General features: G+C 31.0%; 26 protein-coding genes and 1 pseudogene. 2 read left to right on the forward strand and 25 right to left on the reverse strand.

All coding sequences use genetic code 11. From position 1 onward, the window contains the following. Window positions 1–49: 49 nt before the first annotated feature. The 8 genes and pseudogenes from HMPREF2864_RS10270 to HMPREF2864_RS12355 all read right to left on the reverse strand — a co-directional run. Window positions 50–724, reverse strand: a complete 675-nt coding sequence (locus tag HMPREF2864_RS10270) for a DUF4064 domain-containing protein (protein WP_070545623.1) — start codon at window positions 722–724, stop codon at window positions 50–52. A gap of 272 nt (window positions 725–996) precedes the next feature. Further along, window positions 997–1,476 carry a DUF4064 domain-containing protein gene (locus HMPREF2864_RS10275; protein WP_070545626.1) on the reverse strand — a complete coding sequence of 160 codons (480 nt, stop codon included), beginning with the start codon at window positions 1,474–1,476 and terminating at the stop codon, window positions 997–999. A gap of 86 nt (window positions 1,477–1,562) precedes the next feature. Continuing rightward, window positions 1,563–2,012, reverse strand: a complete 450-nt coding sequence (locus HMPREF2864_RS10280; protein ID WP_002460612.1) for a membrane protein — start codon at window positions 2,010–2,012, stop codon at window positions 1,563–1,565. Window positions 2,013–2,053: 41 nt separating this feature from the next. Further along, entirely contained in the window at window positions 2,054–4,015 is a 1,962-nt protein-coding gene (locus HMPREF2864_RS10285; protein ID WP_237449015.1) for an FtsX-like permease family protein, read from the reverse strand. Between the two features lie 22 nt (window positions 4,016–4,037). Beyond that, window positions 4,038–4,787 (reverse strand): ABC transporter ATP-binding protein, encoded by a 750-nt coding sequence (locus tag HMPREF2864_RS10290; RefSeq protein WP_002478514.1) that lies wholly within the window; start codon window positions 4,785–4,787, stop codon window positions 4,038–4,040. A 105-nt stretch (window positions 4,788–4,892) separates the two neighbouring features. Beyond that, window positions 4,893–5,801 carry a sensor histidine kinase gene (locus tag HMPREF2864_RS10295; protein WP_037545648.1) on the reverse strand — a complete coding sequence of 303 codons (909 nt, stop codon included), beginning with the start codon at window positions 5,799–5,801 and terminating at the stop codon, window positions 4,893–4,895. Between the two features lie 5 nt (window positions 5,802–5,806). After that, entirely contained in the window at window positions 5,807–6,472 is a 666-nt protein-coding gene (locus HMPREF2864_RS10300) for a response regulator transcription factor (protein WP_070545632.1), read from the reverse strand. Between the two features lie 212 nt (window positions 6,473–6,684). Beyond that, window positions 6,685–6,792: pseudogene (locus HMPREF2864_RS12355) on the reverse strand (hypothetical protein); the annotation flags it as partial. Between the two features lie 218 nt (window positions 6,793–7,010). On the opposite strand from HMPREF2864_RS12355, the gene HMPREF2864_RS10310 reads away from it, so the two are divergent. Beyond that, window positions 7,011–8,459, forward strand: coding sequence for an alkaline phosphatase (locus HMPREF2864_RS10310; protein WP_002478511.1), 1,449 nt, complete (start codon window positions 7,011–7,013; stop codon window positions 8,457–8,459). A gap of 185 nt (window positions 8,460–8,644) precedes the next feature. Here HMPREF2864_RS10310 and wecB (HMPREF2864_RS10315) read toward each other — a convergent pair whose 3' ends face one another. The 17 genes from wecB (HMPREF2864_RS10315) to HMPREF2864_RS11955 all read right to left on the reverse strand — a co-directional run bounded on the left by wecB (HMPREF2864_RS10315) (window position 8,645) and on the right by HMPREF2864_RS11955 (window position 25,724). Beyond that, the gene (gene wecB / locus HMPREF2864_RS10315) at window positions 8,645–9,784 is read right to left on the reverse strand and encodes a non-hydrolyzing UDP-N-acetylglucosamine 2-epimerase (RefSeq protein WP_002460620.1); all 1,140 of its coding nucleotides are present in this window, start codon (window positions 9,782–9,784) and stop codon (window positions 8,645–8,647) included. Window positions 9,785–9,826: 42 nt separating this feature from the next. Next, window positions 9,827–11,098 carry a nucleotide sugar dehydrogenase gene (locus HMPREF2864_RS10320; protein WP_002478509.1) on the reverse strand — a complete coding sequence of 424 codons (1,272 nt, stop codon included), beginning with the start codon at window positions 11,096–11,098 and terminating at the stop codon, window positions 9,827–9,829. Window positions 11,099–11,159: 61 nt separating this feature from the next. Further along, window positions 11,160–12,029 (reverse strand): NAD-dependent epimerase/dehydratase family protein, encoded by an 870-nt coding sequence (locus HMPREF2864_RS10325; RefSeq protein WP_002460622.1) that lies wholly within the window; start codon window positions 12,027–12,029, stop codon window positions 11,160–11,162. Further along, window positions 12,029–12,586, reverse strand: coding sequence for a sugar transferase (locus HMPREF2864_RS10330; protein ID WP_002478507.1), 558 nt, complete (start codon window positions 12,584–12,586; stop codon window positions 12,029–12,031). The genes HMPREF2864_RS10325 and HMPREF2864_RS10330 overlap by 1 nt, the downstream gene beginning before the upstream one ends. Window position 12,587: 1 nt before the next feature. Next, the gene (locus HMPREF2864_RS10335) at window positions 12,588–13,796 is read right to left on the reverse strand and encodes a glycosyltransferase family 4 protein (protein WP_070545637.1); all 1,209 of its coding nucleotides are present in this window, start codon (window positions 13,794–13,796) and stop codon (window positions 12,588–12,590) included. Window positions 13,797–13,833: 37 nt separating this feature from the next. Next, the gene (locus tag HMPREF2864_RS10340; protein ID WP_070545640.1) at window positions 13,834–15,069 is read right to left on the reverse strand and encodes a lipopolysaccharide biosynthesis protein; all 1,236 of its coding nucleotides are present in this window, start codon (window positions 15,067–15,069) and stop codon (window positions 13,834–13,836) included. Between the two features lie 3 nt (window positions 15,070–15,072). Beyond that, window positions 15,073–15,630: an acyltransferase gene (locus HMPREF2864_RS10345; protein ID WP_002492526.1), complete on the reverse strand. Its 558-nt coding sequence runs from the start codon at window positions 15,628–15,630 to the stop codon at window positions 15,073–15,075. Next, the gene (gene cap8I / locus HMPREF2864_RS10350) at window positions 15,627–17,027 is read right to left on the reverse strand and encodes a type 8 capsular polysaccharide synthesis protein Cap8I (RefSeq protein WP_070545643.1); all 1,401 of its coding nucleotides are present in this window, start codon (window positions 17,025–17,027) and stop codon (window positions 15,627–15,629) included. Before cap8I ends, HMPREF2864_RS10345 begins: the two co-directional genes overlap by 4 nt. Then, window positions 17,020–18,099, reverse strand: coding sequence for a glycosyltransferase family protein (locus tag HMPREF2864_RS10355; protein ID WP_070545645.1), 1,080 nt, complete (start codon window positions 18,097–18,099; stop codon window positions 17,020–17,022). The genes cap8I and HMPREF2864_RS10355 overlap by 8 nt, the downstream gene beginning before the upstream one ends. A gap of 2 nt (window positions 18,100–18,101) precedes the next feature. Continuing rightward, complete coding sequence (wecB, locus tag HMPREF2864_RS10360) at window positions 18,102–19,226, reverse strand: non-hydrolyzing UDP-N-acetylglucosamine 2-epimerase (RefSeq protein WP_070545648.1); 1,125 nt, start codon at window positions 19,224–19,226, stop codon at window positions 18,102–18,104. 4 nt (window positions 19,227–19,230) lie between these two features. Continuing rightward, on the reverse strand, window positions 19,231–20,340 hold the full coding sequence (locus HMPREF2864_RS10365) for a polysaccharide biosynthesis C-terminal domain-containing protein (RefSeq protein ID WP_002460631.1): 1,110 nt from the start codon (window positions 20,338–20,340) through the stop codon (window positions 19,231–19,233). Between the two features lie 11 nt (window positions 20,341–20,351). Then, window positions 20,352–21,374: a nucleoside-diphosphate sugar epimerase/dehydratase gene (locus HMPREF2864_RS10370; protein ID WP_002492483.1), complete on the reverse strand. Its 1,023-nt coding sequence runs from the start codon at window positions 21,372–21,374 to the stop codon at window positions 20,352–20,354. 10 nt (window positions 21,375–21,384) lie between these two features. Beyond that, window positions 21,385–23,184 carry a polysaccharide biosynthesis protein gene (locus HMPREF2864_RS10375; RefSeq protein WP_070545651.1) on the reverse strand — a complete coding sequence of 600 codons (1,800 nt, stop codon included), beginning with the start codon at window positions 23,182–23,184 and terminating at the stop codon, window positions 21,385–21,387. Between the two features lie 34 nt (window positions 23,185–23,218). Beyond that, window positions 23,219–23,986, reverse strand: coding sequence for a tyrosine-protein phosphatase (locus HMPREF2864_RS10380; RefSeq protein WP_002460634.1), 768 nt, complete (start codon window positions 23,984–23,986; stop codon window positions 23,219–23,221). Beyond that, complete coding sequence (locus tag HMPREF2864_RS10385) at window positions 23,987–24,682, reverse strand: polysaccharide biosynthesis tyrosine autokinase (RefSeq protein WP_070545654.1); 696 nt, start codon at window positions 24,680–24,682, stop codon at window positions 23,987–23,989. 11 nt (window positions 24,683–24,693) lie between these two features. Continuing rightward, window positions 24,694–25,356, reverse strand: coding sequence for a Wzz/FepE/Etk N-terminal domain-containing protein (locus HMPREF2864_RS10390; RefSeq protein WP_070545658.1), 663 nt, complete (start codon window positions 25,354–25,356; stop codon window positions 24,694–24,696). Window positions 25,357–25,622: 266 nt separating this feature from the next. Continuing rightward, complete coding sequence (locus HMPREF2864_RS11955) at window positions 25,623–25,724, reverse strand: SE2200 family small protein (RefSeq protein WP_002478498.1); 102 nt, start codon at window positions 25,722–25,724, stop codon at window positions 25,623–25,625. A 243-nt stretch (window positions 25,725–25,967) separates the two neighbouring features. Between HMPREF2864_RS11955 and HMPREF2864_RS10395 the strand changes: the two genes are divergently transcribed. After that, window positions 25,968–26,594 (forward strand): FMN-dependent NADH-azoreductase, encoded by a 627-nt coding sequence (locus HMPREF2864_RS10395; RefSeq protein WP_002492456.1) that lies wholly within the window; start codon window positions 25,968–25,970, stop codon window positions 26,592–26,594. Window position 26,595 lies beyond the last annotated feature (1 nt).

Genomic DNA, 26,595 nt, shown 5'->3' on the forward strand with positions numbered 1-26,595 from the left:
GTAAGAAACCCTGATGCAAGAATATATCCTGCATCAGGGTTATTATCATTTAATATTTATATGGATCATCGTTTTTTTCTTGTTGACGACGCTCAGCAGCATCTCGCACAAAATCATCATGCTGATCATCATTTGATAATCGCGTATCATCTGATAGATCCTTATCGTTAGTAGAATGTGATTGATGATGGTCATGATTATCAACTTTTACATCTTGCTGTTGATGACGATATTCGTCATTGTGGTTCTCACTATAATTATTGTATCGCTCATTCTCTTCTGGTGGGATATCAGTTGTTGTACCACTGTTATACGCATATTGATTTTTAGGTCTTCTAACAAGCAACATAATCGCAGCAATTAACCATAAAATTCCTGCTACCCAGCTGACATTAAATACGCTTAATACTACAGCAATAATAAGTAGTATTGCAGAAATCGTAGGATGTTTGCTCAACATAATCGCAGCAACTAAAGTTAAGCCTAAGATAACAATTCCGATCATAATCCAGCCAGAAGAATTTGTGGCTACTGAATTAACAGCTTCTATTGTCTGGTCTCTCGAAACATTTGAATCTGGATTTTTTTGTAGTTCGTTAGCCAATTGTTCTTTAAAATCACTATCACTAACCATCATTTGAATTAAAACTAAAAAGATAACGTATAACGTATGTAATATAAATCCAATCCAAGTTAAAACTTTTTCACCTGTTCTTTTAATCATAATAATCCTCCTTTTATTTTGCTTTACCCACGAAATCCTTACTTTACACTTATTTATGACAATAAATATGCTCAATATTTATAATATAACTATATTACATGATAATTTAACTTTATTTTGCTCTTATTGACGACGCTCTATACCATCTTGAAAATAAAACCCTCATATGATTCATTTTGTATAGAAATAACACCAATTGAATACTTACAATCATATTGTGATGATTGACTTTGACGATTGTTAGCTTCTAAATCTATTAACTGTCAAGTATTTTAACTCTGACTATGTTCATTATCGTTTGCGTCTTCCTGAGATAGATTAGACATGTTGTTGTAACTGTAGTCATATTGCGTTTTTGGTTTTCTCGCAAATAACATTATACTTGCGATAAGCCACAAGACAAACGCTACCCAACTCGCGTTCAACAAACATAATGCTGCTGCAATAATAAGTAATATCGCTGATACATTTGTTCTTCTATGAATAAAGATTACTCCAATAATTGCTAAAACTAATATAACGATGTTTATTATAGCTTGAATCGTTACAAGTGTTGAAAGAACATTAACAGACATTACCGCTTCAGACAAGGTTACATTTTCATCTGGTCTTTGTATTTCTTTCATAATCATAAATTTTTTAAAATCATCATTTGTAAAAATTAATGACATAAGTAATAAAATGAAAAAGTATACCGCATGCAAAATAATTCCAGACCATGTTAGAACGGTTTCTACAGTTCGTTTAATCATTATTAACCTCCTAAAAGTTGACTTTACTTTTAAGAATGGTGCTTTACACTCAATATTTGTCAAAGATATGATGTGATAATGAATGGTTATTGCAACCTATCTATCGTTTGCTGTTTCTCCTGTTGCAACGCATATTGCCGTTTTTTGATATCTTTAGGCTTTCTTGAGAGTAGCATTATCGCAGAAATCAGCCATAATAATCCGGAAATCCAGTTCATATTAAATAATGCTATTAGCGTCGTAAAAAATAAAATGGCGCTTGCAAATTTAGGCTTTTTCGCAATAATAAACACAGCTATAAGCGATAAAATAGTTATGATCATTCCCATAACAAGTAAAGAGTTAGCTATGTGTTCGACACCGTCATTAAACCCATCCCAGTTATTATATAATAATAAGTAAAATGGAAGTAAAAATATTAAAATGCTGCTCAAAAATAATGGTAGTACAGCTTTGATTAGTAATATCATTAGCATATACAATATATGTAGCACTATACCGATACTGGTTAACGTTGTCTCAGCAACTCGATCCATAAAAGTAAATCCTTTCTTAATCTTTTTATTAAAGTATTCCTTTAAATTTTAATCATTTTATAATATATTTTTGATGTTATACGATATATTATGCCATAAATTCCAACAAAAACAACTAAAACTGCAACATAACTTGTGGCAAAGAGGTCCCAACCTTCAATACCTATTCCGGTCATTAGTTGCTTGATTAATCTATACGCAATTAATGTATGAAACGTACCAACAATGAGCGGCACAATAAAAATATAACGCATTTGTTGTTGAATCGTCTGTTGAATACGTTTATCTTCAATACCAAGTTGCTGCATAGTTCTAAAATCTTCGCGATCTTCATAACCTTCGGCAATTTGTTTAAAATACATCATTAAAAATGTACCTATTAATAGTATGATTGATACAACAATACCAATAAAAACTAATCCCCCGTTGACTTGATAGAATATGTTGGTAAACTCATCTTTACGTTGAATCGTTGCATTTTTGTATTTATGTTCTAACTTAGGAATCATTTGATTAAATTGTGATTTATTATCAGTAAGCAAATTAAACTCAATACTAGTGGTTACGTCTTCGGTTGCTGGTGCGTGATAAGATTGTTTATTTTTAGCTAATAAGTTGACTATGCTATTGAATTGTCTTTCATTTTTAACAATAATATTATAACCATCAGCAATTCTATTTATACCGAACCCATTTAATTTTACGTGTTTAACTTGATATGTATGACCTGCAATAGTTAATTTCTTTTTCTTGATTAAAGGCCCCATACCATCAATAGCAATCTCATTATCTTTAAGTGTTATCTGTTGCTTTGTAAATCGATTGAAATCAGATAACTGAGCAATTGTGAAGCGTGAAATTCCATTTTTATACACATTTTTTTGCTGATTATATTCTATTGTGTCCTCATTGACTTTCACATCTTGCATACTTGAAACGATTGGTTTAAATTGATCTACCTTTGCCTTTTTCCTCACATCTTGTTCAAAGCGGGTCACAGTATCTTTTATTTTTTCACTTTGATACATATCTCCAAGGAAATCGACACGATATTGATTTGTCATCAAACTATCTATGCGATCTTCTACACCTCGATATGCTGCTACACACATCGATAACGTCGCTAATAAAAAAGTACATAATAAAGTCATGCTCGCTAAACTTACTGCATTAGAGCGCATTCGTACTACTAAGCCTGACAACGTAAAGAAATACTTTTGCTGATAATACAGTCGTTTATATCGTTGCAAGACTTGTAAGATTAATGGCATAAGTGACAAAAATAAGCAATACATTGAAATAATCAAATAAATGATAGCAATGAATATTCGGTTAAAAGAACCTAATAATGTTTTAGGTTCGAGTACACTATAGTAGCTTAATCCTAACGTTAAAAGACCAATCAAGAGCAAAATGAATGTAACAAATTTGGATAATGGCTTTTCTCTCTTATGCTGAGCTTGTATTAATTCGATAGGGCTTTGCATCGTTAATCTTACATTATTAATAATGAACAGTAGTATCATTGTTCCTATTAAAACCACTAACATATACGACATTGCCGTTATATCAAATGGATAGATGATAAGACGTGTAGTCGTCTGTTTCATCAATTTATTCAACAGCATAAATGAAATGGCACCAAAGAGATACCCACCTATAATACTTAGTAGTGCAATGACAAATGTCTGATAGATGGCTTCAATAAACAATAAGACACGAATGTGTTTCTTTTCCATACCTAGAATCATATTTAATGCAAATTCATGTTGACGATGGCGCATGACAAATCGATTGGCATAAAGTACAAATATTACGATGAATATTGACATAAAAGCATTGCCTATATAAATAAAATAAGGTAAGACTGAATGATGACGTCGAACATCGTCATTAAATCCTAATGATAATAATATAAATTCCATACCGAACATTGCGCTAAGTGCTAGCATATATGGAATAATCATATGACGTTGTGCCTTAAACTGTCGAGTCGTCATCATGACCAACATCTTAAACGTCAAATCATTCACCTCTTTCATTTAACATCGCCAAGCTATCAGCAATACGCCGTTGAAAATCTGATTGTGTTTCTTCACCCCGATATATTTCATGATAAACACGGCCATCTTTAATAAAAAGTACTCTATTGGCATATGAGGCATCAATATTAGAATGCGTAACCATCAGTATGGTTTGCTGACGTTGGTTAATCTTTTGAAATAACCTCATAATTTGTTTAGATGTTTTGGAATCCAAAGCGCCAGTGGGTTCATCAGCAAGTAGTAGCTTAGGTTGATTTATTAATGCTCTAGCAATTCCGACACGTTGCTGTTCACCACCTGAACTTTGATAAGGAAATTGATCTAATATATGCTCAATACCTAATTGTTGACTTAACGGCGCAAGCCGAGCATCAATCGTTTTGTGTGAACGATTGGCTAAGACAAGCGGCATAATAATGTTATCTTTATTTGACATAGTTGGCAGCATATTAAAATCTTGAAACACAAAACCTAATGTTTCTCTTCTAAAATGAGCAACTTCTTTATGACGAATATGATTGAGTTGCCGATTATCAATTCTAATACTACCTTCGTTAATTTTATCAAATGTAGCAATCACATTGAGTAACGTCGTTTTTCCAGAACCTGACTCACCCATGATTGCTACAAATTCTCCTTGTTGAACATTAAAGGTCATACCATTTAATGCAGTCGTTTTGTGAAGACCTTTGCCATAAATTTTCTTTACATTTTTAACCTCAAGTAACAACTTGAATCCTCCTAAAATACCTGCATAATTGCTAATTTCATTTACTTTAAATGCATCATTAAACACCTCTGAACTTACAGAAGTGTAGATATGAATTATTCTGTGCTATAGTTCATTCATTTTATCTACCTTAGGAAAATAAATCTTAAATGTCGTACCTTGACCTAGCTTAGAATCTACTTCTACTTGATGATGAATATGATTCGATATATGTTTTACTATAAACAATCCAATACCAGTTGATTGCTCATTTAAACGACCATTATAACCAGAATAACCTTTATCAAAAATTTTCGGTAAATCAGCAGTACTAATACCCACACCATTATCTTTGATAGACAGTACGTTTATATCTTTATCAAAAGTTAACCAAATATCTTTACCACGAGCATATTTTAGTGCATTATTCAAAATTTGCTCTATCATAATGGAAGCCCATTGCACATCTGTCAATACTTCTTCATCTGAGCGATCATAATGTATACGTGTATGTTGATCGATAAATTGTATTGAATATTTCATTATTAATGGCTTAACCAATTCATTGACAGTTACTTTAGTAAAGCTCATGTCAGTTTCATGATTCATTAATTTTAAATAGCTTAAAGCTAAACTAGTGTAATTATCAATTTGAATTATTTCTTGTCGGACACGGTTAACAACATTGTCTTCATTACGTTCGAGTAATAGTTTGGAGGCAGTGATCGGTGTTTTAATTTGATGTACCCAAGTAAGAAAATAGCTTTCGATGTCATTTTGGTATTGCGTTTGCTTGCTTCTTAATTGTTGAACTTCTTGTTCTAACACTTTAAGTTGAGATGTCAATCGTTGTTGTTTTTTAAACTCGCTCAATGCGATAAACCAATAAATAACCATGATAAATAACATAATGCCACTTCCTAAAAAGTAGGCATAGTAGGGCAAATTAAAGACAAAAAAGATTACTAAAAAAACAACTAATGCCATTGCGGTGATGATCAGTTCACGCTTAATTGTGTCAAAGAACGTTGTCATTGGCGTTAAACCTTATATCCTATATTCTTTTTTGTTTCAATAAAATCTTCAAGCCCTATAGAATTAAGTTTTTTGCGTAAGCGTGTCATATTTACCGCAAGCGTATTGTCATCAATAAAGTGTTCAGACTCCCAGCATTTTTCAATTAACGTTGTGCGACTGACATATTTACCTTGATTATCAAACAGCATTTTAATAATTTGTAACTCTGTAAATGATAAATGTACCGATTCTTCTTTGTAATAAAGCGTTGCTTCATCAATAATCAACTTACAGTCACGAACTGTCGTTTCATTATGATTCACAGTTAAATCATAAGTTCGACGAAGCAAAGCTTGAATCTTTGTTATGGTCAATGACAGATTAAATGGTTTTTCTATAAAGTCATCTCCACCCATTTGTATCGCCATAATCTGATCCATATTATCCGTGCGTGAGCTAATAAAAATAATTGGTACATTTGACGATTTGCGAATTTCTTGGCACCAGTGAAATCCATTCAATGTAGGTAAATTAATGTCCAACAACACTAAATCTGGTTCATACTTTACGAACCAAGACACAATATCATCAAAGGTATCTACAGCAACCACATCATAATTCCACTTCATCAGTTCACCAGCCAAACTCTCGCGAATCACAACATCATCCTCAACAATCATAATCCTCATAACAACACTCCTTTATAAGCAAGAACTCAACTGGTATTGTAAATTTTTATTCTCTTTCTATTAGAGCTCCGCTATTTTTCTTGATTTTTTGTGCTTTCTTCTGGTTGATTTTCTTCTTTATTGTGAGCAGTTTGTGTTGTTTCTTCATTTTTATAATATCTAGAGGCAAATTCTCCATCTTTTGGTGGTGGTCCTTGCTCGAATTTGGATACAGCTTTATCTTGCTGTTCCTTACGCTTTTTATTACGTCTACGTTCTTCGAAAATACCCATTACAATAAATAATATGATTAAAATGGGTGATAGCATAACAAGAATCATAATGATTAACCCCTCTCCTAGTGAGAAATATATTTTTCTTCATCCCACATTTTACATCTTTTAATCAAAAATAACACGCATGTCATCCCCTTTTCTAACAATGATCCCCCTATACAATTTACATTTTCTTAACGATAAACCCACATAAACTCAACGTTAATTTCATACACTGAATTTGTAGTACACCTTTACATATAAATTAGGAGGATAATCAAAGCATGCGAGTATTTAATAAAATAGGAAAAGCTACATTAGCTACAACAATAGCAGCTGCCGCACTCTTAAGTACGAGTCAACTATCCGAAGCATCTGGAAGTGGTGAAGGTCCAGCCAATCCCCAAAATGATATGATGGCGATGGGTAACACGAAAAACCCTAAAAACGTCATCTTTATGGTCGGCGATGGTATGGGACCCGCTTATAACACAGCTTACCGTTACTATGCAGATAACCCAAAAACAAAAGAGTTAGATCAAACTGCCTTTGATAAATATCTTAAAGGGACTAACCGTACAAATCCCGATGATCCAAAAGAAAATGTTACAGACTCTGCCGCTGGTGGTACAGCTTTCGCTACTGGACATAAAACTTACAATGGCGCCATTTCAGTTGACACGAACAAAAAACCACTTAAATCTGTACTAGAACAAGCTAAAGAAAATGGCAAATCTACAGGCTTAGTGACAACAGCTGAAGTTACAGATGCGACACCAGCCGTTTATGCTGCACACATTGACAGTCGAGATAAAAAAGACGAGATTGCGCAACAATTTTATAATGATAAAATTAATGGCCAACACAAAGTAGATGTCATCTTAGGCGGTGGTTCTAAATACTTTGGTAAAAACAATGGTAATTTAACTAAAAAATTCCAAAATGATGGCTATGATTATGTCACAAATAAAACAGACTTAGCACATTCTCAAAGCAATCAAGTATTAGGCTTATTTGCTGAAAAAGATATGCCCCTACAAATAGATGCACCTCAACAAAATCCATTATTAGTTGATATGGAAAATAGTGCATTATCTAAACTTGAAAAAAATAATAAAGGGTTCTTCTTAATGGTTGAAGGTGCCTCTATTGATAAATCTGGTCACCCTAACGATATTACTGGTGTGATGTCTGAAATGAGCGGATTTGATAAAGCATTCCAAAATGCAATCAACTATGCCAACACACATAAAGATACATTAGTTGTAGCTACAGCAGATCATTCAACTGGTGGTTTATCTATTGCAAAAGGTAAAGACTATGTGTGGAATCCGGAAGCAATACGTAAGATGAAACATTCTGGTAGCTATATGACAAAGCAGATTGCTGATGGCAAAGATCCTGAAACCGTCATTAAAGAAGGCTATGGCATCAACTTCCCAGATAATCAATTAGACAAAGTCAAAGAAGCAGCAAAAGAACTTAAAGAAGTTAAATCAAAAGTGAAAAATGAAAAAGATCCAAAACTTGCTGCAGCAACGACGAAGTTACAAGATGCAATTCAAAAACCAATTAACGATGAATCACATACTGGTTGGACAACTTACGGTCATACTGGAGAAGATGTGAATACTTATGCTTACGGCCCAGGTGAGGACAAATTCTTAGGTAATAAAGATAACACAGATAGTGCGAAAAATATTTTCGCCTTCTTAGCTAATAATGCTAATTAATGAGATTAGGACAGAATTCATTATGAATTCGGTTCTATAATAAATAAGGCAATTTCTATTAACTTTCAATAGAAATTGCCTTATTCAACTTGTCAAAGACATTTATATCGCAACCTGATTTTAATATTTATATATCAAATATCGTTCTATTTAAAAATTTTAAACACTCACATTTAGCAATGTGCTTAATAAATACTTTTAAAAGGTGCAGGAAGTGCTTTTCTTAATCCAAAATAAAATTCTATATTTTCACAAATCCTTCTTGAAGCTTCTCCATCACCATATGGATTGCTTGCTTTACTCATTTTAATGTATTCATCTTTGTTTTCTAACAAATTTTTCGTTTCCTTTAAAACAGAATCAAAAGTAGTACCAATCACTTTTAATGTTCCTGCACTCACACCTTCAGGACGCTCAGTTGTATCTCTTAATACTAATACCGGTTTACCTAAAGATGGTGCTTCTTCTTGAACACCACCTGAATCCGTAAGAATTAAATATGCTTTATTGGCAAAATTATGGAAGTCAATGACATCAAGTGGTTCAATTAACTCAATTCTTGCGTTATTTTTTAAATATTGATGAGCAATTTCTCTTACTTTAGGATTTTTATGCATTGGATAAATAACAACAATATCTTCATATTCATTAACAAGCTGTTGAATTGCTTTAAAAATATTATGCATCGGAGTGCCAATATTTTCTCTTCTATGTGCCGTTAATAAAATTATCTTTTTATCACTATGTCTTTCGATAATTTCTGACTGATAATTATCTTTAATTGTAGTCTTCATAGCATCAATTGCAGTGTTACCTGTTACTACGATACTTTCTTCTGTTTTATTCTCTTTTTTCAAATTCTCTGCTGCTTTGTCAGTAGGCGCAAAATTTAAATCTGCCATATTTCCAACCATAACCCGATTCATTTCTTCAGGAAATGGCGAATACTTATTCCATGTACGTAAGCCAGCTTCAACATGACCTATAGGTATTTGATTATAAAAAGCTGTTAATCCACCTACAAATGTAGACGTCGTATCTCCATGCACGAGCACCATATCTGGTTCTTCTTCTTTGATGACTGCATCAAGTTTAGTAGTAATTCTAGAAGTAAGCTCAGCTAATGTCTGATTCGATTTCATAATGTTTAAATCGTGATCAGGTATGACATCAAATATGTTTAAAACGCTATCTAACATTTCTCTATGTTGCGCAGTAATGACGACTACCGGTTTTAAGTTTTTACTTTTTTGTAATTCTTTAACTAATGGCGCCATTTTTATCGCTTCAGGACGAGTACCAAAAATAGTCATTATTTTTTTCATTTACATCCACCTTATTAGTTGAATTATTAAATTACAATTCGCTTAATTATTTAGCTCTATATCTCTTGCTTTATATAGATTACCATAGTTAAAGTAAGATAAATCATTAAAGTTTGATTTAACAACATTTTTAGTATCAAATATGATTTTGTTTTTCATAAGTTTGAAATCATCATCGCTAAGTTCTTTAAATTCTGAATGGTCACTAAGAATAAGTACAAGTGATGCGTCTTCAGTAGCTTTGTTAATATCTCTTTCAACAAAGTCCAATTCCACATGTGGATCATAAGCCGTAACTTCAAAATTTTCCTCTTGTAATAAATGATAAATATCTAGTGCTGGAGATTCTCTTATGTCATCAACGTCACCTTTATATGTTAACCCAAACACGGCAATTTTAGCGTGATTAATACCAGATAATATTCTTTTGACATGCTCAACAACATAATGAGGCATTGAACGATTTACTTTTCTTCCAGTTTGAATTAATGGTGAATGTTCAGGGTCTTTTGCAATAATAAAGTATGGATCTACTGCTAAACAATGTCCACCCACGCCTGGTCCCGGTGAATGAATATTGACCCGAGGATGTTTATTTGCCATTTCAATTACATCTAATACATTAATATCTAAATGATTACTAATCTTTGTAATTTCATTAGCCAAAGCAATGTTTAAGTCTCTGTAAGTATTTTCCATTAATTTACTCATTTCAGCTGTACGTGCATTTGTTTCAATCAATTCTCCTTTAACAAAGGTACTATATACACGTTTACCCGCTTCAACACAATTCGGCGTTACCCCACCAATAATTCGATTGTTGTAAATTAATTCTTCTAATATTTTCCCTGGCAACACACGTTCTGGACAATGTACCAAGTATATATCTTCACCAACAGTAAACCCTTTATCTTCTATTAAAGGTTTAACATGGTCGTCCATTGTACGTGGTGCAATTGTTGATTCTACTATAATCGTGTCACCTTTTTTAAGATACGGTAAGACACTATTTACTGCATTTAACACGATTGATATATCACATGATTCATATTCATCATCATTGTTTGGGGTTGGCACTGATATGATAAAAGCATCTGCTTCCGCTGGTTTTGTAGAAACTTTTAAAGTCCCTTTTTCAAGTACTTCCTCAAATACTTCTTGTAAACCTGGTTCTTCAATGTTTACTTTACCTTTTTGTAAACTATCAATTGTTTTGTCATTGATATCTACACCTAATACATCTACATCGTGTTTAGCAAACATAATTGATGTTGGCAATCCAATATATCCTAATCCTACAACTGTTAATTTCATTTTAATACCCTCCATTAAACACAGATTTTTTATATGTTTCACACGTAAAATTTACAAAGTATTAATCTTTATTCATGATATCTTTGATAATATTTTCAAACTCTTGTTGATTAATATTTATTTTCTCTTCACTTAAATATAAATCTTTGCCATACACCAAATTGCCATAAAGTTTGGTAATAAATTTCACTTTATTTAATAAGGGATAAATCATTTTTGGAACTGGTAATAAAATCGTGCTTTTATTTTCATTTTTACGAATCTCTTTTATGACATTTGTTGTATTAAATTCAAATTCATCTTTAGGATGATAGATGCCTGCTTTTTTATGCGTAATAATTTCGTTGACAAATTGTTCTAAATGTTTGATATATAGTGCACTTCTATAGTTATGAATGTTAGGAACTATTGGTAATAGTTTTGCCACTTTTTTTAGTTTGGTGAAATTACCTGGTGAATCTTCCCCATAAATCATCGGTGGTCTGATAATTACAACTTTAAAGCTAGAACTAGAGATATTAAGTAGTTTCTCTTCTGCTTTAGCTTTTGATTTACCATAATCTGTTATAGGTTTTATCTTCATTGGATCAGTAATTTCAATATTTTTACCGATTACTCCATCTTCTCCAAATACAGCCATTGTACTCATGAATATAAACTGGTTAACTCCATCTTTTTTAGCTTTATTTGCTAATTTATTTGGTAAATGCATATTTATTCTAAAATAATCTTCAAGTTGTGCACTGGGATCATTATTATGAACTAATGCAGCAGTATGAATAATGACATCATAGTCTGTAAAACTTTGATTTTCCCATAGTGAATTTCTTACACTTAACCTACTTACTTTATTTCCTGATTTTTCTAAACTATTCGCTAAATGACTGCCAACATATCCACCAGTTCCTGTAATTAAAATGTTTTTACTCATTAGTGAGAAACACCTTCTGATGAGATTGTATTAATGACTGTTTTATAAATAATATACATGTCTAATAAAAATGATTGGTTTTCTAAATAGTATTTGTCAAACATTACTTTTTGATCGTCAGTATTATTATCTCTACCCATTACTTGCGCTAACCCAGTAACACCCGGTCGTATTGTATGAACATTTACTTTTGTTCTTTTTTCAATAAGTTCATATTGATTATAAAGTGCTGGTCTAGGGCCTACAATGGACATATCACCCTTTAACACGTTTAGTAATTGAGGTAACTCATCAATTGATGTTTTTCTAATAAATTTACCAGTTTTAGTAATAAAATCTGCTGGATCCATTAAATCTGTTGCTACATTAGGAGTATCCATTTTCATCGATCTAAATTTATAGATATTAAAAAGCTCATTATTTAGTGTTGGTCTTTTTTGCTTAAAAATAGCTGGGCCTGGTGACTCTAATTTAATTAGTAACGCTATAATAAGTAAAAAAGGCCCTGCTACAATTAAACCATATATTGAGCAAAATAAGTCGAAAGCTCTTTTCACATTAATTTCCTCCATTCAATAAGTTATAATATTTTGTTGTATTATGTTCTCTTGTATATTTATCTTTAAACAATTGATACGCGTTGACCCCTAATTCTTTTAATTCCTCTCTTGAATGCCTTGTTACAAAGTTATATATATCTTGTGCTGCTCCGTTATCTATTTGAATACCTGCATTGTAAGCTTCAACTTGCTTAACAATGTCTGATTGTTTATCCATAATTAAAATTAAAGGCTTCTTATTTGCCAAGTATCCATAGTTTTTACTTGGCACACCTAAGCCAACACCTTCTTTAACTAATGAAGCAAAGCACGCATCGGCAATTTTTAATACATCTGTATAATCAGTGCCAGTTAAAAATTTATAAATTTTGACATTTGAGATATGATTGAATTCAATTGAATTTTTAACTTTTTGATATTTCTTACCATGACCACATAAAATTGTTAGTGTTTTATTATCTTCCTTATTTAATTTAAGAAAATCAATAATAGTATCCATATCTTGAAGTTGTCCCATATTTCCACTGTAAAGCAAAATTTTGTCATATTGATTTCTTAAATCACGGAATTCTATATTATGAACTTTATCGTCTTCTGATTCTGTATACCAATTAGGAATGACATGTATCCGATCAGGCTTACTTGAAATCTTATTTTGTAATAAATAATTTTTCATTTCAGTTCCTAAAACAATAACGTTTTTCGCATTGCTATACACATGTTTATTGATATATTTCATTAATCTATCAATTAAACTACCCGGTCTAGTAGTTCCGGTTTTCAAAGCATTATCAGGTGCAATATCATACACTACAAATGAATACTGCTTTTTAAATACGCGATGCAAAATATCCGGGATTAACGGTAATATTGGAGGATTGGAATACACTAATATATGATTATATTTCAACATCCTGGGCATTTTAAAAATAAACATTAGAAATAGTGAAAAGAAATTACATATTCGTCCAAATTTGGACTTATTATTAAATTTTGAGTATCTTAATCTTTTTATATTAATGCCTTTGTAATTCTCATTCTTTTCAACTTGCTTCTCATTGCTATATTCATACGGCCATCCACACATAACATCTACATACATACCTTTTTTTACTAAATCCTCAGCCATTTGCGTTGGTAAAGTAGCAGAAGAAACGTATTCAGGATAAAAATACTGACATAATATTAATAATTTTTTCTTTTTCATTTAATCACCTGAAATTTTAATATTTATTTCATAATTATCATGATTGAATATTTTTGCTTTTTGAGAAATGATATAGCACTACATAAAATAGGCTATAAGACGCAATTAAAACAGCTGTATTTAATTCAACAAATTGCATAAATTCTAAGCTCGCAATTTTACTAATATAAAATGTAATAACTGTGCCTATAACAAAAGAAGCTTGTAACATTAATTCAATCTGTTGCTTTTTAATAACAACTACGGATAGTGATACTGTTGAAACTAATAATCGAATAGCAAACAAAGGTATAGTAATCTGCATCACCGTAATTGTTCCTAACCATTGACTTCCTAAGATTAAATTCACTATATTCTCACTTAATAAGTAAAATGGTATATATAAAGCAATTGACAATACTATTAGAGCACCTGAAAACTTTAATAATAGATTTCGAAACGTACCATATTTTAAATAATAATCATTTGCTCTTTGCATAAATATTTTAGATAAGCCTAATGAAATAATTGTCACAGGTATTCCTAAGATTCTAATAGTCATTCCGTATATGCCTACTTCTTCATTTGTATAAAGTATTCCTAAGAAGAAAATAACTATAGAAAAAGACAAACTATTTAATAATATTGACGGTGTGGAATATATAAGTTGATTTTTGTGTTCTAAAAATTCATTTCTAACTTCTTGTTTATCTGTAATGATATAAAAATATCTCTTAAACGTTCTGTATCCAATTCCAATGCCAGAGATATAAGAAAAAGCAAACCCAATTATTAGACCCAAACTTCCAAAATGTAATATGCCTAAACCAATTTGTATAAGAGTCATAGAAGCTGACCTAAATATATTAATAATACTTAGTGCTTTATAATTTCTTTCCCTATTCAAATAATTAGTAAATATATTAGTAAAACTTACTAGTACTAAAGTTATAATTACAAAAATTATATCTAGTATGTATTGAGGGAAAATAATTAAAAATATAATCGATATAGGAATTAAACACAAAATAATGACCGCAGATATTATGAAACTTATTTGTGATAGAACGTTAGCTTTATGTTGATTCTTAGCATTAATAATTAGTAAATCATATCTGGCGTTTATTATTGGAATTAGTATCATAGCTATATTTGAAAATATAGTGAATTCACCAAATTGAGATGGTGAATATATTCTAGAAACAACAGGCGTAGTTATAATTAAAATAAATTGACCTATTCCACTACTAATTATCATTAATAGCGAATCATTTAAAAATTTACTTTTTTTCATAATTTATCCCAACTTTTTTATAATTCTAGCTGGATTACCTGCTAATACTATATTACCTTCTTCAAAACTTTTAGTAACAATCGAACCTGCTCCAACTATTGTTTTTTCACCTAAAGTAACTCCTGGCAAGATTACTGAATTCATTCCAATCCAACTATTTGCTCCAATAACTACATTTTTTCCATCAAGATGTTTTTTTAAATTATTTGTATCGTGATTAGAAGTTATAATACCAACATTAGGAGCAATATAAACTCCACTTCCTAAAATAATTTGAGCAGAAAAATTATTAAAATAAGTTCCAGGAGACTGAAATATGTGTAAGTCATTTTTATCAAATATCAAATTTTTAGCATTATGAATTCTAACAGTTGAATCTGCTGGAAAAGGTAACTTTGTATTAATTCCTAAAAGTTTAAAAGGAATAGCTTTCCATGCCCATAGCCAACCCATCACTTTTTCTTCAAAGTAATATCCTTCTAAATATTTTTCATCATAAAAAAGTCTTAATGGCCAATTAATTATTCGAAAAACTTTTGATTTCATAATTTTTCTGATCATTTATAACCATCTCCTTTACTAAAAGCATTTTTAACTATTACCGCAGCAATAATTACAAGAGAATAAACTACTATTATTGATGAAATTAAAGTTATTATAGGGGTAGTATGTCCAAAAATATTAGTTGCAACTCTCATGTATACATATGTTCCAACAAATATTAATTCTAATGATTTAGTTTTATGTAATACCAACTCAAATATACATGCTAAAAACAAATTAAAAGCTAGTACTAAAAAGAAAAGTATTGGACCAAAATATATATATCCATAACCTGCACTAGAGATTAAATGACCCGTTAATTGTTTACTACCATAAATTATCTGATTAAATAATTGACTAGTGATTAAATGATCATGATCTATTAATAAATTCAACCCAAATATTGATCGTACATTATCAAATAAAAATTGTTTAAATGTTCCTTGATAATAGTTTGAATAATCTATAGCACTTGCAACATTGGTTGGCCCATAAAAATATGATTGTATCTGATCTACAAAATTAATTTGATCAGTACTGCTGGCTTCAAGTGCAGCACCATAAGAAGAGTAGTTAAAGATATATAATTCCTTATATAATGTCATTAATATTAAAATGAACGCACCTACTAGTAAAATTAATATATTTATTTTTTTACTATGGTACTTAAATAAAATTGTAATAATAACTAATACTGAGATAAGAGTATAAAGTTGTATACTTCTTCTCTCCCCAACTATCAAACTAATATTTATTAAACCTAAAATTAGTGGTAAAAATAGATAATAGATTTTTGGTTTTATTTTATATTTTTTATACGATAAAAAAGAACTAATCACAAAACTCAATGCTAGTGCTAATTGTAGTAACATTCTAATCAAAACAACCATTCCACTAGTAACTTCTGTTCCTCTACCATTATCATGTGTTTTTATCACTAAAAAAGAGATACTTTCTCTTGCGCTTGGACTTAAAATAAATATTATAATTACTATAAAAATGAACAATCCATAAAAAATCTTTGATCCTGAAATTTTGTAATCTATTTTTGGGGATGAAACTTTATCAGTAAACAACTTCCCAAATATATATAAGATAACTGAACCAATTATATATTCTACAGATATCAAAATCACAGCTTGATTAAAATATTCTCGACCTAGAGGTAGATTATTTATAATTTTATCTTCTGTTGTTCCTATTAATAAAGGAATTAAAATTAACCTAATAATTCCAAAAATATCATATATTAGTCTCGTATATTTAAGGTTCTCATTAGAACTAAAGAAAAGAATAGTTTTAGCTATTAAGTAACTTAAGGGCATTATAGCTAGTAACATCTCGTTTTTTGATATTAAAATAATTACTGTACAAATAAAAAGAAAAGTAATAACTAAATTAAATATTTTATTCATTCAATACCTCATCTAATTTTTGATAAAAATTTTCATTTTGCTTTAAAACATATTTGATATACTTTCTTCTTTTCTTATTTATTTGTGCATTATCAACGCAATGATAGTAATCGATGATTTTATTTCCTAATCCAGATAAATCATCTGAATCTACTTGAATTCCTAATCCAAATTCTTCAGCCTGTGAAGCAGTATAAGTATCTTTAGAAGTAATAATCGGTTTATTTAGAAATAATGAATAATACATTCTAATAGATAACGCTGTGTCAAGCGCTATATTTTTATTACCGTACAAATTATTAATTATATCTGTCTGATTTAAAAATTTTGATGTTTCCTTAATATCAAAGCCCCCATAAAATTTCACGTTTTCTATTTTAAATTCTTTAGCAAATTCTTCTAAATTTTCAGCACCAGTTCCAAAATATTGAATCAAAAATCTAGAATCATTTTTTAATTCTTTTAATATCTTTTTATTTATATCTAAGAATCTCACATTACCAATAAAACTAATTTTCAATGGCTGTTGGAGGACAATATTTTTTTCAGATTTAGCTTGATTTATTATCTTAGAATTATAACTATATACAACTCGGTATTTTTTTGATTTAGGTAGAAATTTTAAAAAACCATCTGATGAAATTGTAGACATATAACTAAAATTAACTAATTGAGTCATTCTAGCAAAGACTACCCTATTTTTTTCATAAAAATAATCTCTTATATTTAAAATATACCTTCCTTTATAATATTTAGTTAAGAATTTTTTGAATAAATGTCCCGTGTAACTTCCCCATACAATCAAAAAATCATAATTATTATGCTTTATAATATCTATTGCATAAGACTTGAATGAGTAGTATTTCAATGCCTTTCTTGCTAATGACCAATTTGAATCAATATTAACTGTGTACTTATAATAATTCGTCAATCCTTCAAATTTTTCATCTATTCCATATTTATCTGTATATAAGATATCTACTTGATTATTTTTTAAATCAATATAATCAAGATAATGAGATATCAAAGACATATGTTTGATATTTGTTGCACCTAAAATAGCAATTTTCATAGCTACTTCCTCCAAGTATTACGGTTAATGATATCTTTGTAACTTTGTATAATTTTAACGACTTTTGTTGACACGTTTGTATCTTTGTAATCAATCGCATCAATCATAGGTTCGTTGTTTTCTTCCATTGCTTTTGCAAGCTCTACGGATTGTACTAAGTTATTAAATGCAATGCCTCCAACTATCACGGTACCTTTGTCTAAAACTTCTGGTCTCTCTGTTGATGTTCGAATAAGCACACCTGGGAATTTTAAAATTGATGATTCTTCAGATAGTGTGCCACTATCAGATAGTACGACAAAAGCATTTTTTTGTAGCGCATTGTAATCAAAAAATCCAAATGGCTTAAGTTGTCTTACTAATGGATGAAATTTGAATTCTCTTTCTTCAATCTTTTTCCAGCTTCTTGGATGTGTTGAATAAATAACTGGTATTTGGTAATTTTCTGCAATATCATTAATCGCATTCATAAGTGATAAAAAGTTTGCTTCATTATCAATATTTTCTTCTCGATGTGCAGATACTAATATATAATTTTGAGGTTCTAATTCTAATTTTGTTAAAATATCACTTTCCTCAATTTTATATAAGTATTCTTCTAATACTTCTTTCATTGGAGATCCTGTAACAAAAATGTTTTGCTTTGGAAAACCTTCATCTAATAAGTAGCGTCGGCTATGTTCTGTATAAGGTAAATTAACATCACTGACATGATCGACAATTTTACGGTTAATTTCTTCAGGTACATTTTGATCGAAACATCTATTCCCCGCTTCCATATGGAATACTGGAATTTTTAATCTTTTGGCTGATACCGCTGCTAAACAGCTGTTTGTATCGCCTAAAATAAGTAATGCATCTGGGCGTTCTTTTGCTAACACTTCATATGATTTAGCTAAAATGTTTCCCATCGTTTCACCTAAATGATTACCTACCGCTTCAAGATAATAATCTGGCTCTCTTAACTCTAAATCTTCAAAGAATACTTGATTTAGTGTGTAATCATAATTTTGCCCTGTATGGACTAATACTTGGTTAAAGTACTTATCACATGCTTTAATTGTTGCAGATAATCGAATAATTTCTGGTCTTGTACCAACAATTGTCATTAATTTTAATTTTTTCATTCAACTAGACCTCCAAAAAGTATGTGTCTGGATTATTTGGATCAAAAATTTCGTTTACCCACATGATAGTCACCATATCTGTATCGCCTAAGTTCTCGATATTATGTGTGTAACCAACTGGAATATCAACCACTTCCAACTTATCTCCTGAAACGTAATATTCAATAACGTCATCGTCGTCAACTTTTCTAAAACGAATCACACCTTGCCCCGAAACTACTAAAAATTTTTCATTTTTAGTATGGTGCCAATGATTGCCTTTTACTATTCCAGGTTTAGAAATATTAACTGAAACTTGGCCTCTATCTTTTGTTTTAAAAATTTCTGTAAAAGAGCCTCTGTGGTCTACATTCATTTTCAAAGGATAACTAAAGTCTTCTTTAGGTAAATAACTTAAAAATGTGCTATACAATGCTCTTTCAAACGGATCTTCGGTATTAGGAAGTGCTTTATCGTTTGGAATTTCTCTATACTGAAATAAAAGTTCAGCAATCTTACCTAATTTAACCTCATAGACATTGGCAACTTTAGGCTCGCCATTTTCTATATTTGGCTTACCATTAATCGCGTTTTCAAATTCTTTGACAACATCATCAATGTAGTTAAGCTTAAGTATTACATTTTTATCATTCACTTGAATCTCTTCATCTCTAGCGATTTTGTAACAAAATGTTGCAATAACAGAATTGTAGTTTGGCTTACACCACTTACCAAATAAGTTAGGCAAACGATAAATTAACACATTATTACCATTATCTTTGGAAAATTGTTCAAGTACTGCTTCGCCTTGGCGTTTACTGTTTCCATATGGATTATCATTTTCCGCTTGAACAGACGAAGATAAAATAATATCTGGCTTCTTCGGATTATCTTTTAGGATGTCTAATACTTCTTTCAGAAAATCAACATTGCCTTCTTTAAATTCAACTTCATTTTGTGGTCTGTTGATACCTGCTAAATGAACAACTGAATCAGCTTCTAACAAATATTTTTTTACATCTTCTGCGTCAGTCTGTCTATTAATTTCAAGAATGTCATTATCTGTAGTTGCTTTCAAATCTGCTTTTAAGTTCTTTCCTACAAAACCATTCGAGCCAGTTATAACGATTTTCAATGTAAACCCACCTAACCTTGTTTATAGTTACTTAATTCAGTTCTTACATATTCTAAAGATAATAATTTTTCCTTAATTTCTTCTACTGTTAATATATTCGTATTATCAGAATTATACTCGTATGCCTCTGTAATCTCTTTATTACCATCTTCATAATAGTTACTATAATTTAAGTCCCTAGAATCTGCTGGGATACGGAAGTAATCTCCCATATCTTCACATTGTGCATATTCTTCTCTAGTTAAAAGTGTCTCAGCTTTCTTTTCACCATGTCTTGTACCAATAATTTTTATTTCATTATCCGCTTCAAACAATTGTAATAGCGCTTCAGCTAAGTCGCCGACTGTTGAGCTTGGTGCTTTTTGAACCATAATGTCACCCGTTTTGGCATATTTAAATGCATGTACTACGAGTTCAACTGCCTCTTCTAAACTCATTAAAAACCGTGTCATGTTAGGATCTGTTATTGTTAAAGGCTCACCAGCTTTTATTTTTTCAATAAATAATGGAATAACTGACCCTCTTGATGCCATAACATTGCCGTATCTCGTACCACAAATTAATGATTGCTCACCATCAACATTTCTAGATTTGGAAACAAAGACTTTTTCCATCATTGCTTTTGAAATACCCATCGCATTAATCGGATAAGCAGCTTTATCTGTTGATAAACAAATGACTTTTTTCACTTTATTACGAATTGCATTTTGAAGTACATTTTCTGTTCCAATAATATTCGTTTTTACAGCTTCCATAGGGAAAAACTCACAAGATGGAACTTGTTTCAATGCAGCGGCATGAAACACATAATCAACATCTCTCATTGCAGTTTCAACACTATGCGAATCTCTTACGTCTCCAATATAGAACTTTAATTTAGCATTGTTGTATTTTTTTCTCATGTCATCTTGCTTTTTCTCATCTCTGGAGAAAACTCTTATTTCTTTAATATCAGTATCAAGAAATCTTTCCATAACTGCATTTCCAAATGACCCTGTTCCTCCAGTTATTAGTAGCACTTTATCTTTAAACATATTAAGTCTCCTAATCATTAGCAATTTTGATTATTTTTTCTTTCTTAAAATCTTTCACTAAATCATTGATGATTGCTTCTACTTCGTCTTTAGAAAAGTTTCTTACTTTGCCTCTATAAATCTTTTCATAAACTTGCTCAGGATGTATTTCATTTTCATTCAGTAATTCTTCGTACATCTTTTCACCTGGACGAATACCAGTAAATTTAATTTGAATATCATCTTCGGATTTTCCACTTAATCTAATTAAATTTTTTGCTAAATCAACAATCTTAACAGGTTCGCCCATATCTAAAACAAATATTTCTCCACCTTGTGCTAAGGCACCAGCTTGTAACACAAGTCTTGAGGCCTCTGGAATCGTCATGAAATATCTCGTCATATCAGGATGTGTTACTGTAACTGGACCACCAGCTTCAATTTGTTTTTTAAATAATGGGATTACTGAACCACGTGAACCTAATACATTACCAAAACGAACAGCTACGAAATCGGTTTTACTATTTTCTTCATTTAAACTTTGAACAACCATTTCAGCTAAACGTTTTGACGCGCCCATCACATTTGGTGGATTTACAGCTTTATCTGTAGAAATCATGACGAATTTTCTGACCCCTGCAGTTTTAGCAGCTATCGCGACATTTCGTGTACCTAAAACGTTATTTCTAAATGCTTCAATTGGATTGTATTCCATTAAAGGTACGTGTTTATGCGCAGCAGCGTGATATACGGCATATGGCTTATACCGATTCATCACATCTTGAATGCGTTCTGGATTTTGTACATCGGCTATAATCGGAATAATTCTAATTTTATCTTTGTAAATTGCATTTAATTCTTGATGAATAAGATAAATACTATTTTCGCCGTGCCCTAATAACAGAATACAATCAGGTTCAAACTTACAAACTTGTCTACATATCTCAGAGCCAATCGAACCACCAGCACCGGTAACCATTATCGTTTTATGCGTTAGTTCTTTTGAAATCATAGCCATATCCAATTCAACTGGTTCACGCCCAAGTAAATCTTCTACCTCTACACGTTTTAATTGATTAACTTCTAGTTCACCAACTAATACTTGTTCAATGCTAGGCATTTTAAACAATTCTATGCCAGTGCTATTACAAATATCGTTAATTTCTTTTAGGCGATTAGGCTTGAGTGTTGGAATAGCAATAATAATACGCTTAATGCGGAATTTATTTACTAAATTAGGGATATCATCAATTGTCCCTCGTACTTTTACACCGTCTGCTATGGTGAGTTTTCTTTTTTGAGGATCATCATCCACTGCCAATACCGGTTCTAGCCCCATTTCAGGACTTCTTAACATTTGGCGAATAAGTAAAGAACCACCTCGTCCAGCCCCAACAATAAGGGTTGGTTTTTTCTTTTGATGTTTGCCAACGACAAATTTTCGTGTCACTCTCCATGAAATACGGGAACCTCCGATTAATATTAACACCATCATCCATGTAATAAGATATAATCTAAAGAACGGTGGGTGCCCCGTAAATACTGGAACTAATATGACTGTAGCTAAAATAGAACAAGTCACTGACTCTACTATGATTAATAATTCATTTACACTGGCATACTCCCATGCACGATGGTATAAGTTAAAAATATAAGCAAATACATGATGCGCGATTAATAGCAATATTGAAGTCAAAATTAGAATTTTATTGGCGTATCCTTTGAAAAAAGGCTCCAAAATGTTATAACAAATAAAAACTGAAAATGCTACAATCAACGAGTCTATTATAATTAAAGCAAAAAGCCTTACTCGAGCATTTAATTTGTTCACATGTTTTCATCTCCTCATCCATCATGCGTATAAATTAAAATAAACCAAACAATTTTTTATGCTTATATTCTTGAAGTGGTTGTTTTTTTACTATATTTTCATTTTTGATGACAGATTTTGCATTATTCATAAAATTTTTTATGTTTTCTTCATATTTTTGTAAATTTTTATTGCTAAACAAACTATTCATGATAAAAGGTCTTTGGGTGACATGGTGTGCATCTGAAGCTATGAAATGGGATAAATTATTTTCAATCATTTGAATGGACAATTTTTGCACTTTTTTTCCAAGTTTTCCCATTAACGAGGCTGAAGTAAGCTGGCTGAACGCACCCGAATTTATAAGTTCATATAAAACATCTAAGTCTTGGGTGATGACCTTATTCCTCTCTGGATGGGCAATGATGGGGATATAACCATTCGACTGTAAATCAAAGAAAAGACGTTTTGTATAGTGTGGAACACTATTTGACGGCAACTCTATTAATAAATAGTTAGAGTTATTTAATCCAATGGCATCTCCTTTTTGTAATAAGGACAGTATTTGATCTGTTATTCTTATTTCTTGTCCTGGATAAAGCTTGATACCTAAATCTTTGACTTCATCCATATCTAAGAGTTGTTCTAAACTTTCTTTAACCTGACTATAACTGTTATCATATTGGGGACTTAAGTGATGTGGTGTCGCAACAATCTCTGTAACCCCTTCATTCTTCGCTTGAGTTAATAAAGTAATGGCATCTTCTTTAGTTTTAGGACCATCGTCCACATTAATCAAAATATGATTATGTATATCAATCATTTATTCATCATCTCCGTAATAATAATAACTAGATGATTTTTCTTTAGGTGTTTTATTTAACACTGCTCCTAGTACACGTCCTCCTACTTTTTCAATTAATTCTTTTGCTTTCTTCACTTCATTTTTATTATTATTCTGTACATCAATGACCATGACACAATTAGGTACGAATCTTAAGTATACCTGTGCATCTGTAACTGAAATGATTGGCGGTGTATCAATTAAAATGAAGTCATATATTTCATTTAAATCACGTAATATGTTTTCAAATGCGGCAGAACCAATTAATTCAGATGGATTAGGTGGTGTGGGACCTGCTGTCATTAAGTCAAGATTCTTTACTCTCGTCTTGATAATCGATTTATCAAAGTTAGACTTTCCTATGATTAAATTTGATAATCCATCATAATTCGTCGTTTCAAAATGATAATGTTGCGTGGGCTTTCTCATATCTCCATCTATGATTAATGTTTTATATCCTGCTTGTGCATATGTGATTGCAATATTCGCTGAAATAATACTTTTACCTGCAGCTGGCTTTTCAGAAGTAACAATGATACTTTGAACTTCTTCTACACCTGAAAACATGATATTAGAGCGTATACCTCTAACTTTTTCACTCACGATTGATTTAGAATTATCTTCAGTAAACAATGGCGTATTTAAATTTTTTCGTTTCTCATTCTTTTTAGTCATACTTTCGTCTCCTATTTCAATTTATGGATTGAACCTAGAACTGGAATGTCCAACTCTCTAATAACATCTTCTTCTGTTTTAATTCTTCTATCAAATAATTCTTTAAAAATGATAATTACAATAGTGAGTACTAAGCCTAATACAAGTCCTATTGCTAAGTTTTGCGACAAATTAGGTGAAACTTTGGATGCAGTTCCATCTGCTTTCGATAATATCGAAACGTTATCTATATCCATGATTTTCGGCATATCTTTACTAAATACACTTACAATTTCATTTGCTATGCGTTCTGCGTCTGCCTTGCTATGATTTTCAACACTTACATTTAAAATTTGTGAGTCAGCTTGTTTTGTGACTGTAAGCATGTTGTCAATTTCACTTGCAGAGAGATTTTTATCTTTTTTCGCTACGTCTTCTAATATACGTGGACTCTTAAGAATTTCAGAATACGTATTAACAAGTTGAATATTACTTTGAACTTCTTGAGCCCTGTATTGTTCATTGCTTTCTTTTTGGTTTACTAACACTTGTGTATTTGCCTCATATTTAGGCTTCATTAAAAATATAGTTATTAATAAGCTTATAACTACAAAAACCACAGGTATTAAAATAAATAACTTCCAATTCTTTTTTAGTGCAGTTATAAACATCGATAAATCAAGCGTTTTTTCCATTTTGACCTCCAGCAGTAATTTGAATTTTTGTATTTATTTGTGAAATTATCTAGTATGTTTAGAATTACTCTTTATATCTAAGTATTATAAACTTTTTTAAGAAATATACAATTACATTTAATCCTACAATAACTTTTATAAATTAAATTTAATTTTTTGTAAACATCATGTAAATTTTCACTATAAAGTTGCGATTTACACTGCCCATCCTATAAAACAAAAGCCAGGATATTTTCTAGATGTGAAAATATCCTGGCTTGTTGTTTTTAATATTCAATATTTGGCATTTTATTTACTTTCTCTTGATATTTTTTGAAAGCTACAAAACCAACTGCACCTAATATAATTGTAATGAATAGACCTTTCATTCTTGTCACTCCTTTTGGTAAATCAAAATTCAAACTCTTCACGTGTCGTGTGAAAGCTTCATATACCTATTATACACATTTATCTTCTATTTTTAAAAATAAGAATTCTATTTTATGCATCACTTATCAATAATATCAATCATACATACGCCATTAGTATGATTTTAAAACAAAGTGCTTGCGCTATATGCAATTAGAAGTATAATAATTATATCTAAATCACAATTTAAAGGAGCTCAACTCATGTCTAAATTACTCTATATTACTGCACATCCATTAGATGAACTGGCATCTAACTCTATGGCAGCTGGTAAAGCCTTTTTAAACGCTTATAAAGAACAACATGCTCAAGATGACATCGTGCATATCGATTTATTCAATACTTACATTCCACTCATTGACAAAGATGTCTTAACAGGATGGGGTAAAGCAGCAAACGGTGAAACACTTAACGGTGATGAAAAAGAAAAAATTGAACGTTTAGCTGAAATTCTTGATGAATTTTTAAGCGCTGATAAATATGTATTCGTGTCACCAATGTGGAATTTATCATTCCCTCCTGTATTAAAAGCTTATATTGACGCTATTACTGTTGCCGGTAAAACATTCAAATACACAGCAGAAGGCCCACAAGGTTTATTAACAGATAAAAAAGTACTACATATCCAATCTCGTGGTGGATATTATAGTGAAGGCCCCGCAGCTGAAATGGAATCTGGTGACCGTTACTTGAAAACAATTATGACTTTCTTAGGAGTGCCATCATATGAGAATGTCATTATTGAAGGTCACAATGCAGAACCAGAAAAAACAGAAGAAATCAAAGCAGCTAGTCTAGCAAAAGCTACAGAAGTTGCTAAAAACTTCTAAT

This window comes from Staphylococcus sp. HMSC059F04 (assembly GCF_001812565.1).
GTDB lineage: Bacteria > Bacillota > Bacilli > Staphylococcales > Staphylococcaceae > Staphylococcus > Staphylococcus lugdunensis.